This is a genomic window from Cellulosilyticum lentocellum DSM 5427, assembly GCF_000178835.2.
Classification (GTDB): domain Bacteria; phylum Bacillota; class Clostridia; order Lachnospirales; family Cellulosilyticaceae; genus Cellulosilyticum; species Cellulosilyticum lentocellum.
In genome coordinates this window covers 3964016-3982573 of the sequence record NC_015275.1, presented here as the reverse complement: position 1 = coordinate 3982573, position 18558 = coordinate 3964016, and the positions used below count along the sequence as shown (strand labels likewise).

The window sequence follows — 18558 nt, the reverse complement described above, 5'->3', positions numbered from 1 at the left end:
AAGAGAAACTTGGAGGAAAATTTGTGGGATATAGAATTGCATCGAACATAGGAATTGCATTAGGAAATATAAAGTTAGGTAATGATTATTATCTTAATCAATTAGATGAGGCTAATAGAGAACAAAGCAGACATTTTTTAAGAGATATTATGGGGAGAGATATAAGATATATAGCTGATGAAACACAAACAAGTTTGTCATTAGCTATTGAGGCATCTAAAAAAGTTATAGAAGAAAACAAGGTAGATATTGAAGAGATTGATATGGTTATTTGTATATCTCATACACCAGAATATGTATCTCCTACGATGGCAAGAATGATTCTTGATGCTTTAGGCGGCGGAAAGGATACCGTTAATTGTTTAGATATGAATGTGAATTGTACGGGAATGTTAGTAGCCCTTGACATGGCAGATAGATATTTTAAGACAGATGAAAACTTAAGTAAGATTTTAGTTGTACAGGGAGATAGCAATTCAAATTTTAATATAGAAAAGGGGTCACCATTCTTTGGATGTCTAGGGGATATTGGTTGTGCGGTTGTTCTAGAAAGAGATGATGAAAGTGGCATACAATCAAGATATTTTCTCATGGATAAAACCATGGGAATGAATATTGTTTATCCAAAAGATGGATATTCAAAACCGAATCCAGTTTTATATACAGATCCTAATTTGGATGCGAGAGTTGATATGGGTGCAAATCTAATTGCGGAGAAATATGATAAAGAAAAGATAGATCATATGAAGCTTATTTGTATGTCTCAATTTGCATATGTTAATTGCCAAAAATATATAGAGATGAGTCAGATTGATGCTGAAAAGGTACCTTATATAGGGGATCAGTATGGTTACACAGGAGCAAGTAGTCCAATACTTGCATTAAAAGCAGGTATTGAGCAAGGAAAGCTTAATAGAGGAGATACTTTTCTTTTATGGACTTATGGAGCAGGTACCCAACATGTTGTATTAGAAATGAAGTATTAAGTGATGAACTAACAGGCAATGAACTAAAATAGAACTAGATTAGAAGGGTGAGATTGATGTTAATAAAAGAAACTTGGGGCCATTATTTACAAGAAAGGCTTATTAAAAATGAAGATAAGATAGCTGTTATAGATATAAGCGAGCATACTAGATATACCTATAGAGATTTACTGTATAAATCAAAGATGATAGAAAAAGCCTTAATAGGTAGTAATATCACGAGGGGAACTCATGTTGCTTTAGTGTTTCCCAATAGTGCTACTTGGATAGCTATATTTATGGCACTTATTAATATAGGAGCAGTTCCTGTTTGTTTAAATAACGAGAATATTGAGGAAGAAATTTTGTATGAAATAAAATATGCAGATGCAAGGGTTGTCATTACTGATGAAGCCACTTATACCAAGATAAGATGCAACGAAGTAGAAATGGGCTTAGATTTAGTGGTTTTAGTTGATAGACAAGGTCAGTGCTCACAAGGAATACATATAAGTTTCAAGACATTTATAAAAAATGGTAAGCTAATTAGTGAGAAAGAATTAGATGAGGCTAGGAAAAAAGTGAAATATGATGATATTCTAGCCATACAATATACTTCAGGGACAACAGGAAGGCCAAAAGCAGTCATGTCAGTACATTATAAGGTACTTAATAATATCAAAAAAGTAGGGGAACTATTTAATTATACAAGTGAGGACAAACTATTTTCATCTCTACCCATGTATCACGTAATGGGGTGCTTCTTTTCCTGCCTATTAACCTTCATGATAGGTGGGAGCCTAGTGATTATGAACAAATTTAGTACAGAGAATGCAATAACTGCATTAGAAGAGGAGAAATGTACATGTTTTCATGGGGTACCTACTATGTTTAAATTGATTTTAAATAAAATGGGGGATAGAAAATTTAAATATCTAGATAAGGGAATGATAGCAGGATCTTATTGTGATGAAGAAACAATGGAAGATATTATAACCAAGATGAATATGCGAAATATTATGCCTTTATATGGACAATCGGAAGCTTGTGGCTATACTCAAATAAGAATAGGGGACCCTATTGAAAAAGTTAAGACAACAGTAGGAAGATCAATAGAAGGAGTAGAAATAAAGATTGTTGATGATCAACTTCAAGAGGTACCGATACATACACAAGGAGAAATATTAATAAAGTCAAAATATTTTATGCATGGGTACTATAAAAATCAAGAAGCGACTAACCAAGTCATTATAAATGACTGGATGCATACAGGAGATTTAGGGTCATTAGACGAAGAAGGTTATTTAAAGATTACTGGAAGAAAGAAGGACATTATTATTAGGGGAGGAGAAAATATTTCTCCTGCTGATATAGAAAGGAGTCTTAGGCAATATTCAAGAATTAAAGATGTTGTAGTGGTGGGGATTCCTGATGATATTATGGGGCAAGAAATAGCTGCATTTATTGTTTTAGATGAAATAGGTCAAGCATTGAAGCAAGGAGAACTTATAGAAGAAATAGAGAAATTTATAGACAAACATCTATCAAAAGGTAAAAGACCTAAATATATTAGGGTTGTAGAAGCATTTCCTGCTACAGGAAGTGGTAAGATACAAAAATTTAAGTTAGTACAAACAATTTAAAGTCAAAGAAGAATGGGAGGAGAAGAATGAACAATCAATTTAATACTTTAGAATTTTATAAAAAGAAGGTAGCAAAAGAGATTTACTTTATATCAATTATAGCTATTTTTTCAGCTATGTTAGCATGTGCTATGTGTATGATATTTGGACTATATCATTCAGTACCTAGATGGGCATTTGGAGCATTTATTATAGTTTGCATCTTTGAAATTATAGGGTTCATGTGGGTGTATAAAAAAATATTTGTCACTGATGAAATTTTGATAAGAAATTACAATATTTTAAAATATTCTGTTTCTGCCATTTGTATAATTAATTATGCTTTTATTATTAATGTGATGCCTTGTCAGTTAATGTGGGTGATTTTTGTATTTTTCTTAATGGTTATTGGCGTATTTCAAGATTATAAACTTACTTTGAAGTGTACAATTTTATATGTAGTTATTATTCTAATATTCTTTTTTACTCATTCATTAGAAGCTCTACAAGCAGCATCAAGTGTGGATGAATGGATTGCCAGGATACTGGTATTAGCATTAGGCGCTTCAGGGGCTGTAATAAGTAATTATTTCTCAGGTCACATACTGGCTAATGTAGGACAAGAATTGATGAATCAGAATACAGAACGACTTACATTAATTATTAGTAAGGTGAATGTACTTATGACGAAGCTCCAAGATGCCTCTAATACTTTAATATGTATCGTACAGGAAGAAAATGCTTCTATGGAAGAAATGAGTAGTGTTAGTGAACATATTGTTGGTGATAATGATCAAATGCTAGAAAAATCTAAGGGTAGTAACCAGAATCTCTCAATCTTAAAAGATAAGGTTGAAAATATTTCGGATAGGATGAAAGAGACTAGAAGCATATCAAAAGAAATTGTAGAGATTTCAGATAAAAATGGGAAAGCACTTAATCATGTACTTAATATTAGTGTAACTATAGAGAAAGCGACAACCCATACATTAGAGGTTATACAAATTTTAGATGATAAGGTGAAGAAAATAGATGAGCTTCTAAGGCTTATAGAAAATATAGCAGAAGAAACAAATCTTTTAGCACTAAATGCTTCGATAGAAGCGGCAAGGGCAGGAGAAGAGGGACGTGGCTTTGCAGTTGTAGCAGAGCAAGTCAAGAAATTATCTGAGAATACGGCACAATCACTTCAAAATGTGAATGAAGTAGTTAAGGAGATTAAAAAGGACACTACATTAGTAGAAAGTCTAATGGCAAAAAATGTAGAACAAATACAAGAACAAAACAAGCTAACTTGTGAAACAGCAGAGATGCTTAGTTCTATGGTATTAAAATTACAAGATTCAGACGAGAGGGTAGATCATATAGATGAACTTACCAAAGAGCAAGTTACTCATACAAATCAAGTAGTTGAATATAATAATGATGTTATTAGTAGCATTGAAGAGCAGGTGGGTAGAGTACAAAATATTGCAGACTTAATAGAGGAAAATAGAAAAGCTATTGAACAAATTGGTATTCAGATAGATGATCTTGATGAAGTGGTTAGGGAGATTAATAGCGTTTTAGAAGAATAGTGTAAAAATAAAGGGATGCTACATCATTAATTTAATTAATGATGTAGCATCCCTTTATTTTTAGGTGAAAGTCCTAACTATTCTACTTTAGGAAAGTTTAAAGGAGTGAATCTGCTTTGAAAGTTGATGTGTCATTTGCTCTAGCTCTTCTGCAGTTTGTTCTAATTCTTCAATGACCACATTAATTTCTTCTGTAGAAGAAGTAACTTCTTCACAAGCAGCAGAGATGTTTTGAGCAATACAAGAGGAATTGTTAATTTTACTACGGATAGTAGTATTTTGTTCATTAACGGTAGATGTATCTTCTTTCACTGCCTGAATCTGAGGAATAATATGATTAACAGCGGCTACAATATTTTGGAATACATCTATACTATGTTCAATATTTTGGGTTTGTTCATTAAGAGAAGCATTAATAGTTATGGTACCTTCCACTAATTTAGTCGTATCTTCTGATAAAGAGGCAATAATAGATGTAATGTTTTGCGCAGAAGTTTGGCTTTGCTCTGCTAGAGTGCGAATTTCTTCTGCAACTACAGAAAAACCTTTACCGGCTTCACCTGCACGAGCGGCTTCAATAGCAGCGTTTAGAGCTAAGAGATTAGTTTGTTTTGCAATGCTTTCAATAGCATCAGTAATTTGGTTGATTGTATTCACACGCTGCTTGAATCCTTGGATTTCGTGTGCATAAATTTTGAAATCCTCATTAAAGTTGTGAATAGAAGCTGTTACTTCTTCCATTTCAGCTTTACTAGAATTAGAAATATGCCCAATTTCTCTTGAACTATCATTAATATTAATCATAGAAGTAGTCATAGATTCTAAACTATTAGATAAAGTACCTACAGCTTGATCGATTTGGACTAAGTCTTCAGCTTGAGTGGTAGTGCTAACAGTAATTTCTTGAGAGGAAGCTACAACCTTTTCAGAGTGAGTAGCTATATGATGTGAGTTACTAGAAAGTACTCTTGAAGATTCACTAACTGTATGAGCCAAATGACTAACTTCTGTTAAGATGGCAATAATATTTTCTTGCATGGCCTTCATACCTTGAGAAAGCATACCAACCTCATCACCACGAGCTAGAAGCTTAGGATCAATAGAAAAGGAAAAATCTTTTTCACTTAGACGGTAAAGTTGCTTTACAGTTTTATCAATAGCCGTACTAATAGAATTGATAACAATAGCAATGGCTATTAAGGCAATTATACATACCACTATACTGATGGTGATGCACTTAATGCTGAGACTTGCCATTTCTTCAGTATAAGGTGTCGTGTCCTGTCCTATAAAAAGCATACCAATATTTTGGCCGTTACTATCTTTGATAGGTTCATAGTAAGCTGCAAAAGGGCGTTCATTAATTGTGACATCAGAGTAGGTTATTTCTCCTTTATTAAGCACAGCTTCAATAATTTTATCTTCGGCTTTTGTACCCACTAAAGGTGTATCGCTTTGAATAGTCGTAATTAAGCGAGTATCACCCAAAAATAATGTATACTCAAAATCTGTACTAGCTTTAAGTTTGTTTAAAAGAGAGGTTTCTTGTAAATTATCATCACCTTTATATAAGGTTTGCCCATCAGTATGATAATCCCCATCGTGTTGTAGGTTCATCATATCTGTGTAGTAGCTAATATTAGTAGTCATACTATGCTCCATTTTATCGTTGATATGATTAGTAGATACAATAATTACCATACCTGTTAAAATAAAAGCTAGCAAAATAAATGCAGGTAATACAACTCTATAAATTTTTCCACGTATCTTGAGTTTCATATGTAGATCCTTTCTAAATTCTAAATTTAAGTCACTAAAAATATACTACAATATAAATTAGGAAATATATAGATGAAAAAATCATAAAAATGTTAATTAAATATCAAAGTGAATAGTAAATTATATCAAAATTTTATAGAATTTAATGTTAGAACAAGAATAATATTACACTTATTCGTTTAGATAATCTATTTATTAGTGGAACATGTGTTATAATATTCTGTAAATAAATAATATTTTATTAATAATAGGGGGGATTTATGAGAAAGCAAAAAGAAAAAGCGATACAATATAATATTAAGAAGATAGTAGAGCAAGAAGTTTTAGCAGATGTAGAGTTTTCACAGATTAGAAAAGTAATTTCTATATTAATGTATATATGGATAGCTAGTAGAGTTATTCTTTGTGGCATAGAAATTATGGTATTATTAGAGCTAGCAAATGAAACAAAAGAAGCATTTGAAGGAATTGGTGCTACTGTTATGGTTGTAATATTTGCGATGGCATTAAAGAATGGAAACAGAAGAATAGCCATTTTACCTATTGTGGGCGGTATATTTAGTTTTATAATCCTACCAATAGGTTCTATAGTTCTTCTTCTAAATCATGAAATATTATATATTAAGATTTATGCATGGAGTTTTGTCTTCGGTATGGCATATCAAATAATATGCATGTCATATATATTATTTAGCACAAAGAGTAAAGCGTACGATAAGAAAATGACCAATATTAAAGTACAGGCAAAAGGGCTGAGCTTATAGAAAAAGAGTGTTTCATTAATCGAATGAAACACTCTTTTTTATACTCAAAATAGTATTAATTATGCTTTCTTTACAGAGAAATTAACTTCTTCACCATTGATTTTCCAATCTTTAGTGTAGCCTTCTACTGAGCCTGCTATTACGCTGTTAGCAAGTACCTCAGAGGCAATGTAGTCAGCATTTTTAGCCATGATAGAAGCTACTTTGTCGTTACCTGTGTAAGCAACTTGGATGTGATCTTGAACTTCAAAGTCAGCTTCTTTTCTCATTGTTTGAATCTTAGAGATGATTTCACGTACGAAACCTTCCTCAAGGAGTTCTTCTGTGAGGTTTGTATCGATTACTACAGTATAACCTTTATCTGCAGCAGCTACATAACCTTCTTTTTGAGCTGTACTAATTAAGAGGTCTTCTTTAGTAAGTTCGATTTCAGAACCTTCAATTGTAAGTTTAAGAATGCCTGTTTCATTAAGCTCAGCCATAGCAGCTGTTCCATCAAGTTCTGCAAGAGCAGTTCTAATGCTATTTAGCATTTTACCGTATTTTGGCCCTAGCGTACGCATTTGTGGTTTGAAGCTATAAGAAATATATTCAGCAGCTTCTGTAGTGAATTCTACGTGTTTCACATTCAATTCTTCAGCTACGATATCGATGAACTCCTGAGGAAGAACTTCTGTAGCACCTACATAAAGTGTACCAATTGGTTGACGGTTTTTGATACCACTTTCATTACGGCAGCTACGTCCAAGAACTACGATTTCAAGAACTTCATTCATATATTTTTCAAGTTCCTTGTTAATCATAGCTTCATTATATACTGGGAAGTCACATAAGTGAACACTAGCTGGAGCATTAGCATCTACTGATTTTACAAGGTTTTGATAAATTTGCTCTGCCATAAATGGTGTAAATGGTGCCGCAAGTTTTGCAAGTGTTACAAGTACAGTATGAAGTGTCTTGTAAGCGTTAATCTTGTCTTGTGGCATGTCACTTTGCCAGAATCTCTCACGAGAGCGACGTACATACCAGTTAGATACTTCATCAATGAAGTCTTGCATATCACGAGCAGCTTCAAAGATGCGGTAGTTTTCAAGGTCTTCATCTACTGATTTTACAAGTGTATGAAGTTTAGAAAGTACCCATTTATCCATCATGTTTAATGTATCATATTTAAGTTCGTACTTAGTTGGATCAAACTCATCAATGTTTGCGTAAAGTACATAGAACGCATAAGTGTTCCAGAAAGTACCCATGAATTTACGTTGAGATTCACTTACGTTTTCACCAGCAAATCTGCTTGGAAGCCATGGAGCAGAAGCAGAGTAGAAGTACCAACGAACAGCATCAGCACCTTGCACATCAAGAACTGACCAAGGGTCTACTACATTACCTTTGTGCTTACTCATTTTAACCCCATCTTTATCACCTACGTGACCAAGAATGATAACATTTTTGTATGGTGCTTTATCAAAGATAAGTGTAGAGATAGCCATTAGGGTATAGAACCATCCACGAGTTTGGTCAACAGCTTCTGAGATGAAGTCAGCTGGGAAGTTTTCTTCAAATACTTCTTTGTTTTCAAATGGATAGTGAAGTTGTGCAAATGGCATTGAACCACTATCATACCAGCAGTCGATAACATCAGATACTCTTGTCATAGTGCTGCCACACTCTGGACAGTTAAGGTGAACGTTGTCAATATATGGTTTGTGAAGTTCGATATTGTCTGGGCAGTCAGAGCTCATTGATTTAAGTTCTTCGATGCTTCCGATTAAGTGTTTGTGACCACATTTGCATTCCCAAATTGGAAGTGGAGTACCCCAGTATCTTGAACGAGAAAGACCCCAGTCAATAACACCTTCAAGGAAGTTGCCAAAACGACCTTCACCAATTGATTCAGGCATCCAGTTTACTGTTTTGTTGTTAGCTACTAAACGATCACGTACTTTAGTCATTTCAATGAACCATGTGTCACGTGCATAGTAAAGAAGTGGTGTATCACATCTCCAGCAGTGTGGGTAGCTATGTGTATGAGGCATGGCTTTAAATAAAGTGCCTTGTTCCTTTAAATATTTAAGAATTTCTGGATCTGCATTTTTAACGAATACATCTTTAAGCTGAGGGAACTGAGCTATGAATTCTTCTGTAAAGTAACCTTGTTCGTTAACAAGTTGTACAAATGGGAGGCCATTTGCACGTCCTACTCTAGCATCATCTTCACCAAATGCTGGAGCAGTGTGTACGATACCTGTACCATCTGTAAGGGTTACGTAGTTATCAGCTACTACGTAGAATGCTTTTTTATCTACTTTAGCACATGTAAAGAGTGGTTCATATTCTGTGCCACATAATTCTTTACCTGCAAATTTTTCTGTGATTTCTACGCCTTCTGTGCCAAGAACTGCTTCCACTAAAGCTTCAGCTAAAATGTAAGTAGCACCTTCAAAGTTAGCTCTTACGTAAGTGTGTTCTGGGTTCACACAAAGAGCAACGTTTGATGGAAGTGTCCAAGGTGTTGTTGTCCAAGCTAAAAGGTAAGTGTTATCTTCACCTACCACTTTAAATTTACATGTAGCTGTTTGATCCTTAATATCTTTATAACCTTGTGCTACTTCGTGGGAAGAAAGAGATGTTCCACAACGTGGGCAGTAAGGTACGATTTTGTGACCTTTGTAAATAAGGTCTTTGTCCCAAATTTGACGAAGTGACCACCATACGGATTCGATGTAGTTGTTATCATAAGTCACATATGGATGCTCCATATCTACCCAATAGCCTACACGGTCAGACATCTTTTCCCATTCACTTTGATATTTCCAAACACTTTCTTTGCATTTAGAGATGAAAGGTTCAATACCATATTCTTCAATTTGTGGTTTGCCACTGATACCAAGGAGTTTTTCTACTTCAAGTTCTACTGGAAGACCATGAGTATCCCAACCAGCTTTACGAAGTACTTTATAGCCTTTCATGGTTTTATAACGTGGCATAATATCTTTCATTGTACGAGTTAAGATATGTCCAATGTGAGGTTTACCATTAGCTGTAGGTGGTCCATCATAAAATGTGAATATAGGACCGCCTTCTCTGGATTTAATTGATTCTTCAAATACGTTATTTTTCTTCCAAAACTCTAAGACTTCAAGCTCTCTGTCTACAAAGTTAAGGGCAGTGTCGACTTTCTTATACATAGTCATCCTCCTAAATAAATTGTATAAAATAAAGGTTTTGGATTTTAGAGCATCAAAAAAGCTCCTTCATCCATCAACAGGACGAAAGAGCACTATAAGTCATCTTCCGCGGTACCACCTGATTTGCCTTCTATAAAGGCCGCTCGTTATACCTTTCCTTACGGTAACGGTAGGAAACCGTCAGAGCCTACTTCAATCAAAGATTTAGGTTCGGTCTGCCACTCCAAGGTGATTTTTCGTATTTTCTATCGTATGGGCTTTCACCAACCCCACTCGCTTTGACGCATCAAAAATAGTACTAGTCCTTTTCATTGTGTTTGGTAACATATAAAAATTAATAGTAATATTATAAATTTAAAAATAGAGTTTGTAAAGGCAAAACACAAAATTTGTAGTTAAGAAATAAGTTGAAAAAGAGCGTTAAATAAGTATATAGAAGCTTATAAAGTAAACATATTAGAAAAGTTAACATATAATATAAGGAGTAAATCTGAAAAGGAGAAGCTAACATGAGTTGTGAGAGTAGTGATTGCTCATCTGGTAGAAGGAGAAGCAGAAGTACAGATTGCAGAGAAAGTAGCCGATCTGTAAGGAGAGTAGAAGTTGTAAGAGGTTTTGGCACCGTGGATAGTATTGGTGTACCTAGTGTTGGATGTAATGTAACTGATACTGAACAAGTAGATTTTAAAATTCGTATATTTAGAAGAGAAGATAGATTTGAGGGAGAAGTTAACATAGTTAATTTTGATAGAAGGAGAAAATTTAATTCCAATGACCTGATGTTTTTTACAGGAGATGAAAATGGGTTTTTATGTGTCTTTTGCGTGACTTCAGATGATGGCTGCTGCCGTTTTGAAATGGTTGTAGAGGCAAGTCCTATAGTATGTGCAAGAGGCACAGCAGCCATGTTCTTTGCTTATTCAGCCCCTATTAATACAGCAGGCATTAATATAGGAGGAGAAGTAGTTAGAGGCGAAATTTTATTCTGTGAAAATGCATTCTGTTGCCGTTAATAAAATAGAAAAGCTACACTTAATCTAAACAGGGGTATAGCTTTTCTATTAAAAGCTACCATTTAAGTAACATTTTAACCGTTTAAGCAAGAATTATTGTAAAAGAAGTAGGGGGGTTTTACAATCTACGTTATATACAATAGAGATTATTAGGAATAAGGAGGAGCTCATGATAAGAATTTTGTTATATGACGAAGAGATTGAGGAACGCAGACAACTTTGCAAGCAAATACTAAAATATTATGAAGCATATAAGTTAGTTGTTCAGATAAGTGAGTTTGAAGATTATGTATCAGTTTTAGATGCTTTGAAAAAAGAAAATTTTGAGCTTGTGGTGATAGCACAAGATGGAACCTTTAGCCTAGAAGTAGTAGATAGAGTACGTCATATGAAGCCAGATATAAAGCTACTTTGGTGTAGTGATTTAGATTTTGCTATTCGTTCCTATGATGTACAAGCTAAATATTTTTTGAAAAAGCCTATTAGTGAAGAAACTCTGGCACAAGCACTGAAAAAGTGTGAGCTTACTTCATAAATGAAGTAATACTGATGCATGGAAAACACCTTCCTTGACATCAAAGGTGGCAATACCTTTATAACGCTGAGCAATATTTTTTACAGACAAAGTACCAGTTCCTATACCAGGATGCTTAGTAGAATAAATACCAATATCTTCTGCTATTGATAATTCTGTTTCACAGGAATTATCAATAGTAAGGACAAAGGTATTAACGTTTTGTAAACCGCCTTTAATGACAATAAAATTATGATTTCTTTCTTGTGTTTTACAAGCATCATAAGCATTTTCTAGAAGATTACCAAATACTACTATTAAATCAGGGTCAGCAATATTTATTTCTGAAGGAATGTTAAGTTGTGCTGAGAATTTAATTTGTTTTTCTTCTGCTAGCTGAGCATAGTAGGAAATAACTGAGTTTACAGCATAGTGAGAACAAAAAGATACAGGAGTATCAGATGGGAGTATACGCATATAGTCGCTTAAGTAATCTCGCAATTTATTCCAATTTTGTTCTTCGATGCATATACCTATAAAAGCAAGATGCTGACGTAAATCGTGTTTTGCTCTACGCGTTTCCTCCATACGGTCTTTAAGACTTTCATATTGTAAGCTTTGCATAGTAAGATGATGATTTTCTATTTTTAATCGTAAATTATCTTCAGTTTCATTAATAAGTAGGACTACCATATAGTAAACAAGTAAGGCACCTAAATTAATAAAAAGTAGAAATAGTACATTGTCTAAGCGCATTGCAAGTTGTACATTAGGAGTTGCTTGATCTGCCATATAAATACCATAATATCCTGTCATATAAAAGGTGGCAGGAATAAGCCATAAATACCACCAGATATTTCTAATGCTATGATGGTTAACTACTGGGCGAATTTTAGAATTAAAAAACCAACTTAGCCATGGTAAGGTAATCATCTGAACAAGAAGCATAGTTAAGGAAAACGACCAACGATAAGTTTGCATAGCTAAATTGGGGAAAAATAATCTTTCAAAATACTTAGAGCTAATAACTACAAAATGAGCGTAATTACAAATGATAAAAAGAACAAATGCCATTTTACCAAAAGAAGTTTTTACAGCAACTAAGAAAAAGGTAGCATAAATGATTACGCAGCTCATGGAGATGATTCCTATATTTGAAGGCCTAAACAGAGTAGCCCAAATTCCCATGCCTATTTGAATAAAAGATAGCAAGATAGCAAGTATAACCGTAATTATTGTAGAATAACGAAAACTATCTTTAAAGGGCAATAAAACTAGAAATAAATAAGGTAAAAAATTAATAAGAGAATAAACAATGATCTCCCAAGTACTGAAGTTAGTTATTATCATCTCATCACATCCTGTTCTCGAACCTTATAAAATAAGTAATTGAAGTAATAAGTTCTTAATTCAGCAAAATGACGACGACTAATAGGAATACGTGCACCCGTTTGCATAACAAAATCACAGTCCTCTAGCCTTGCAACTTCATCTAAATTCACAACAGAACCACGATTGCAGCATCTAAAGTTAGGATAGTTCAGGAGTTTAGGAAAGAATTCCTCTAAAGTGATGCGAAAGGTTAATACTTGTTGGTTTTTTAAATAAATATATAAATGTCGGTTGTGAAAGTCAGTATAAACAATATCTCTTAGTAAAATTGGTGTATCATTTAATGTGATATAGCGGTTAGCTAAGATTTGAGCTATCTTGCAGGTCGAAAGAGCTTTGGCTAACATTTCATAAGAATAGGGTTTTAAAAGGTAATAGGAAGCACTAACTGTGTAACTATCAATAGCAAAATCACGACTTGTGGTGGTGAAAATAATATGACATTCCTCATCCGTCTCGCGAATTTTTTTAGCTACTTCAAGTCCAGTTATACCGTTCATATACATATCAATAAAGATAATATCAAAGGAGACTTGAGCAAAGTCAGCTAAAAAACTTTCGCCATTTTCATATTCTACAATAGGATTGTCTAGTAATATAGCTTGTTCTGTTAGATAACGGTTCAAAGCATTAGAAAGCTTTAAACGGTCAGCTTCTAAATCATCTATAATAGCAAAATGCAAAATAAATTCCCCCTATCATTGAATATTATTTTGAAATTATTATAGCACCTTATTTTTTGACTTTTCTACCGTTTAAGTAATATTTTGACCGTTTGTGCAAAAAAACTTGTGAAAAACAAAGAATAATTTTACAATTTAACTACGGATAAGGAGACATTACCTATTTGTTAAGTAAAGGGATTGTCGAACTATATCTACAGAGCAAGTGTTTTAGAACCCCCCAAACCTAAAGCACAAAAAACAGCCTCATCTAAGATGGATTACTTAGATGAGGCTGTTTTTTGTGACTTCTTATTGACAATAATAATGCCTAGGGCAACAAGTAGGAGGGCTATAATGTGGACAGGTAGAAGCTTTTCTGTTGGAATAAATAAGGCAGTGAGAACAGTTCCCGACACAGGTACTACAAATTTATAAAGTGAAATTTCACCGATTTTTCTAAATTGCAAAATATAGTACCAGAGGCAGAAGGCAACACTTGAGAGCAATGCTAGGTAGAAGAGGAGTATAATGCCTGTTGAAGTAAAATGAAGACTACGTACATTACCACCCATGAAATGACCTACTATAAAGAGCAAACTGGCGCCTATAAGCATTTGCCACGAGGTATAGACAATGGACGGAAGTTCTTTGCCAATTCGCTTAGCTAAGAACATGGCTAGAGTACTTACAAGGCCAGAAAAAATCATAAAACCTTCACCTAATAATCTAAACTGTAAAAAGCCTTCGCTACTTTTATTTAAGTTAATGAGAATTAATCCTAGAAAACCTAAAGTAAGACCTAGTATTTTTCTTAAATTGAGCTTATCATCTTTATAAATGAAATGAGCTAATATTACAGAAAAGAATATTCCTACTTGTCCCAAAATAGAAGCTTTTATCCCTGGGGTATTATTTACGCCTATATTAAAGAAAAAATATTGCAAAGTGGTGTTAAATACCCCTAAAATAGTAATAAGTAAGAGCTGCTTTTTGTTTATTTTAAAAAGTGGAGCATGGGTTAGAAGGCCGAATACAAATAGGATAAGGCCAGCTAAGAAGAAACGTAGGCTAATAAAAGTAATCGTACCACCTAAGTCACTACTCGCAATGCCCATCTGAGCATATACAATTTTAAGAGCAGGGAAAGCACTTCCCCATAATAGATTACAAAATACAGCTATTAATGAAGTTATTAAAATAAGCTGTGATTTAGTTTTATTTTTTAGCATATAGAACTCCTTTGGATAAATGTTAAAATTTATTTATAATAAATTATATGATTCAGAAATTATGTTATAATAGATGTATAAGATAACATTATAGTTAAACAGTATGAGAAAGTCAAAGATAGGAGATTGCAAAATGGAAAAGAGAAATTTAACCTTATTAACGGATTTATATCAGCTCACAATGATGCAAGGTTATTATAAAAATGATACGAATAATCATGAGGTAGTATTCGACCTCTTTTATAGAAGTAATCCATCTAAGAATGGCTATGCTATTTGTGCAGGACTAGAACAAGCTATTGATTATATCCAAAATCTAAACTTTAATGATGCTGATATTAAATATTTAGATAGCCTTAATTTATTTCAAAAGGATTTTTTAGAGTATTTAAGAGGCTTTAGATTTACAGGTGATATATATGCTATTCCAGAAGGAACAGTTGTTTTCCCTATGGAACCACTTCTTAGAGTAAAAGCACCTATCTTTGAAGCTCAATTTGTGGAAACAGCACTTTTAAATATTATTAACCATCAAAGTCTGATTGCAACTAAAGCCGCCAGAGTAGTGAAAGCAGCAGAAGGTGACCCTGTCTTAGAGTTTGGCCTTCGTCGTGCTCAGGGACCTGATGCTGGTATTTATGGAGCTAGGGCGGCTATTATTGGAGGATGTGCTGGTACTTCTAATGTTCTTACAGGACAAATGTTTGATGTACCTGTTTCAGGGACACATGCTCATAGCTGGGTAATGAGCTTTGATGAAGAGATAGAAGCTTTTAGAGCTTATGCAAAGCTTTTTCCTGAAAAGTGCATTTTACTAGTAGACACGTATGATACATTAGAATCAGGAGTACCTAATGCTATTAAGGTGTTTGATGAAATGAAAAAAGAAGGACTACCAATGACTTTCTATGGTATTAGATTAGATAGTGGTGACCTTGCTTACCTCTCTAAGAAAGCTAGGGCGATGCTAGACGCAGCGGGATATAAAGATGCCATTATTAGTGCATCTTGTGACTTAGACGAGATGCTTATTGCAGATCTTAAGAGACAAGGCGCACAAATTACCTTATGGGGTGTAGGAACTAATATGATTACTTCTTCAGATTGCCCATCTTTTGGAGGCATTTATAAATTAGCAGCTGAGCTTCATAAGGATGGTGAGGAGATTCCTAAAATTAAAATTTCAGATAACCCAGAAAAAGTAACCAATCCAGGTGTGAAAAAGGTCGTTAGAGTTTATGACAAGGCAACTAAGAAGGTTACAGCTGATATTATAGCTTTAGAACATGAACAATTTAATGAAGAAGAAGAACTGATTTTGTATGCTGCTAATGCTAGATGGAAAAAGATTAAGCTAAGAGCTAATAGCTATACTTTAAGAGAACTTTTAGTACCTGTTTTTAAAGCTGGTCAAAAAGTATATGAAAGTCCAAATACCATGAGTATTAAAGCTTATGCTAAAGAGGAACTGGATACCTTATGGGAGGAATATAAGCGTCTTGTTAATCCTCAAATTATGCAAGTAGTATTATCAGATAAACTTTATGCCTTAAGAGAAAAAATGCTAGAAAATTACAAAAGGGATTAAGGGGGGAGTGAGATGCTAGAAAGTACAAGAGTTTTAGGCGCTATGGTAAAGATGGATATTATCGGTAGAAAAGCGCGTAAAGAGTATGGCTATGGTAATAAAAAGCATGACGTTAAAACCAGCAGAGAAAAAATTTATCATTTGATGAAGCAACTTACTAGAGATATGATTAAAGGAGCTAGTATGGAGATAAGCATTAAAGGTGAAGAGAACTTACCTAAGCAAGGTCCAGCCTTGTACGTTGCCAATCATAGTAGTATTTTTGATACGGTGCTGCTTGTTAATACGATAAAAGAACCTTGTATTTTTATAGGTAAGAAAGAAGTAGCTAAAATGCCCCTTATTAATAAATGGTTTGATGCCTTGGGTTGTATTTATATTGATAGGGAAGATAAAAGACAGTCCTTAGAATGTATATTAAAAGGAATCAGTGAATTAAAGTCTGGTCAGTCTATTATTCTTTTCCCAGAAGGGACAAGAACCATGGGAGATGAGATGAAACCTTTTAAAGAAGGCAGTTTTAGGTTAGCAACAAAGACAGGAGTACCTATAGTACCAATTGCATTTCGTCATACGGACAAGGTGTTTGAAGAATATAAGAGAGTAAAGAAAACGAAAGTACAGATGAACATTGGACCTATTATAGAGACTAAACATTTAGACAAAGAAGGACAGCAAAAACTACCGAAGCAAGTTGAGGAATGCGTTAAAGGCCTGTTACAAGAATTAATAGAGCAAGAAAAGTGATTTTTTTTGATAAAGGCATAGCGGGTGAGGGGGAAGGTTTATGATGACAGAGAACAATGAAATGAACCAAGCAGTACGTGAAGTAGTTAATGTAGAAATGTCTAAGGATAAGATGTTAGGTGTTATGTGGTTTGAAGAACCTAAAAATGGTGGGAATAGACTGAGTGAAAATGATATAAGAGGGGCTATTTCTACAAAGGGAATAGCGGCAGGACTTGATGAAGAACTGATTAATACTATTTGTAAAGAAAGGCAGTATAATTACAAGTACATTATTGCAAAGGGAAAAGCGGCTGTGGATGGTAGTGATGGTAGCATTGAGTTTAAATTTGACACAGCAAGCTTAAAGGAGTTTAAACCTCGTTTAAATGATGATGGAACAGTAGACTTTAGAAATTTAGATGTAGTAAGGAATGTCAAAAAAGGTGATATACTAGCTGTTAAAATTCCTGCTACTCAAGGAGAAGATGGTTTTAATATTATAGGGCAGAATATTAAAGCTAAGAAAGGTAAGGAAGCTAGAATACCAAAAGGAAGAAATACAGCCATATTAGAAGATGGACTTACTTTGGTGGCTGATGTAGATGGAAAATTAGAGTATGATGATCATAATGTTTATATAAACACGGTATATACTTTAAATGGGGATTTAGATAGTGGTATTGGTAATGTTGACTTTGTAGGTAGTGTTGTTATTAATGGAAATGTACATAGCGGCTTTAGAATTAAAGCAGGAGGCTCTGTAGAAATAAGAGGCTCTGTAGATGATGCAACTATTATAGCAGGTGGTAATGTATTCTTAAGCTATGGCATGCAAGGAACAGAACGTAGTAAGATTATAGCAGGAGGCAATGTCGTAGCTAAGTTCTTACAAAATGTACAAGTAGAAGCTGATGGAAATGTTATTACAGAGGCTATACTACACTCTAAAGTCAATGCAGGAGATAGTATTAAAGTAGAAACAGGAAAAGGCACTATCGTTGGAGGCAGTGTTTCTGCAACAAATATGATTATTGCAAGGAGTATTGGTTCACCTATGGGTACAGTTACTGCTATACAAATAGGCGTTTCACCCACTATTTACAAGGAACATAAAGAAATTGGTGAAGAATTAAAACGTAAAACAGAGAACCTTAATAAGATAGATCAAAGCATTAAATTCTTATTAGAGAAAAATAAGGTAACAAAACTTGACGTACAAAAACAAGCCATGCTTCAAAAGCTTACAAGTTCTAGGCAACCTTTAGTAGAAGAATATGAAGAACTAAAAGCCAAGTATACCAAACTAGGCATTAGATTAAGTGAAGTTAAAGAAGGGCTTATCAAAGCAACTGATTCCGTTTACCCAGGAGTAAAGGTTGAGATAGGAAGCCTCATTAAGTATATTGATGATCGTTATGTAAGATGTGTTATAAGACGAGTGGAAGGCGAAATATACATAGGGATATAAATAGCGTTTAAAAGAGTAGCTATGACATAAGGAGGCTGTCATAGCTACTCTTTTATTTGATT

General features: G+C 34.0%; 14 protein-coding genes and 1 other annotated feature. Of the genes, 9 read left to right on the top strand and 5 right to left on the bottom strand.

What is annotated here, in order from left to right; translation table 11 throughout:
• Nucleotides 1-23: 23 nt before the first annotated feature.
• From CLOLE_RS18330 to CLOLE_RS18320, 3 genes are read left to right on the top strand one after another with little or no spacing between them, the layout of a single operon-like run.
• Nucleotides 24-986, top strand: a complete 963-nt coding sequence (locus CLOLE_RS18330) for a 3-oxoacyl-[acyl-carrier-protein] synthase III C-terminal domain-containing protein (RefSeq protein WP_013658611.1) — start codon at nt 24-26, stop codon at nt 984-986.
• 56 nt (nt 987-1042) lie between these two features.
• Nucleotides 1043-2608 (top strand): class I adenylate-forming enzyme family protein, encoded by a 1566-nt coding sequence (locus CLOLE_RS18325; RefSeq protein WP_013658610.1) that lies wholly within the window; start codon nt 1043-1045, stop codon nt 2606-2608.
• A gap of 26 nt (nt 2609-2634) precedes the next feature.
• Nucleotides 2635-4164: a methyl-accepting chemotaxis protein gene (locus CLOLE_RS18320; RefSeq protein WP_013658609.1), complete on the top strand. Its 1530-nt coding sequence runs from the start codon at nt 2635-2637 to the stop codon at nt 4162-4164.
• Between the two features lie 87 nt (nt 4165-4251).
• On the opposite strand, the gene CLOLE_RS18315 is transcribed toward CLOLE_RS18320, so the two are convergent.
• The gene (locus tag CLOLE_RS18315) at nt 4252-5943 is read right to left on the bottom strand and encodes a methyl-accepting chemotaxis protein (protein ID WP_013658608.1); all 1692 of its coding nucleotides are present in this window, start codon (nt 5941-5943) and stop codon (nt 4252-4254) included.
• A 260-nt stretch (nt 5944-6203) separates the two neighbouring features.
• On the opposite strand from CLOLE_RS18315, the gene CLOLE_RS18310 reads away from it, so the two are divergent.
• Nucleotides 6204-6707, top strand: a complete 504-nt coding sequence (locus CLOLE_RS18310; protein WP_013658607.1) for a hypothetical protein — start codon at nt 6204-6206, stop codon at nt 6705-6707.
• 59 nt (nt 6708-6766) lie between these two features.
• Here the strand turns inward: CLOLE_RS18310 and ileS are convergent, their stop codons facing one another.
• On the bottom strand, nt 6767-9898 hold the full coding sequence (ileS, locus tag CLOLE_RS18305; protein ID WP_013658606.1) for an isoleucine--tRNA ligase: 3132 nt from the start codon (nt 9896-9898) through the stop codon (nt 6767-6769).
• 74 nt (nt 9899-9972) lie between these two features.
• Nucleotides 9973-10219 (bottom strand) — a binding site (T-box leader).
• Between the two features lie 188 nt (nt 10220-10407).
• Between ileS and CLOLE_RS18300 the strand changes: the two genes are divergently transcribed.
• Nucleotides 10408-10911 (top strand): hypothetical protein, encoded by a 504-nt coding sequence (locus CLOLE_RS18300; protein WP_013658605.1) that lies wholly within the window; start codon nt 10408-10410, stop codon nt 10909-10911.
• A gap of 169 nt (nt 10912-11080) precedes the next feature.
• On the top strand, nt 11081-11446 hold the full coding sequence (locus CLOLE_RS18295; RefSeq protein WP_013658604.1) for a response regulator: 366 nt from the start codon (nt 11081-11083) through the stop codon (nt 11444-11446).
• Here the strand turns inward: CLOLE_RS18295 and CLOLE_RS18290 are convergent.
• The 3 genes from CLOLE_RS18290 to CLOLE_RS18280 all read right to left on the bottom strand — a co-directional run bounded on the left by CLOLE_RS18290 (nt 11441) and on the right by CLOLE_RS18280 (nt 14711).
• Nucleotides 11441-12775, bottom strand: a complete 1335-nt coding sequence (locus tag CLOLE_RS18290; RefSeq protein WP_013658603.1) for an ATP-binding protein — start codon at nt 12773-12775, stop codon at nt 11441-11443. The two genes, CLOLE_RS18295 and CLOLE_RS18290, sit on opposite strands and share 6 nt — an antisense overlap.
• Complete coding sequence (locus tag CLOLE_RS18285; RefSeq protein ID WP_013658602.1) at nt 12772-13500, bottom strand: LytR/AlgR family response regulator transcription factor; 729 nt, start codon at nt 13498-13500, stop codon at nt 12772-12774. Before CLOLE_RS18285 ends, CLOLE_RS18290 begins: the two co-directional genes overlap by 4 nt.
• Before the next feature lie 260 nt (nt 13501-13760).
• Nucleotides 13761-14711, bottom strand: a complete 951-nt coding sequence (locus tag CLOLE_RS18280) for a DMT family transporter (protein ID WP_013658601.1) — start codon at nt 14709-14711, stop codon at nt 13761-13763.
• Nucleotides 14712-14844: 133 nt separating this feature from the next.
• Here CLOLE_RS18280 and CLOLE_RS18275 point away from each other — a divergent pair, with 133 nt between their 5' ends.
• The 3 genes from CLOLE_RS18275 to CLOLE_RS18265 are packed head-to-tail and all read left to right on the top strand — an operon-like array spanning nt 14845 to nt 18496.
• The gene (locus tag CLOLE_RS18275) at nt 14845-16299 is read left to right on the top strand and encodes a nicotinate phosphoribosyltransferase (RefSeq protein WP_013658600.1); all 1455 of its coding nucleotides are present in this window, start codon (nt 14845-14847) and stop codon (nt 16297-16299) included.
• 12 nt (nt 16300-16311) lie between these two features.
• On the top strand, nt 16312-17046 hold the full coding sequence (locus CLOLE_RS18270; protein ID WP_013658599.1) for a lysophospholipid acyltransferase family protein: 735 nt from the start codon (nt 16312-16314) through the stop codon (nt 17044-17046).
• 40 nt (nt 17047-17086) lie between these two features.
• A complete protein-coding gene (locus CLOLE_RS18265) occupies nt 17087-18496 on the top strand; it encodes a DUF342 domain-containing protein (protein ID WP_013658598.1) in 1410 nt (469 codons plus the stop codon).
• Nucleotides 18497-18558 lie beyond the last annotated feature (62 nt).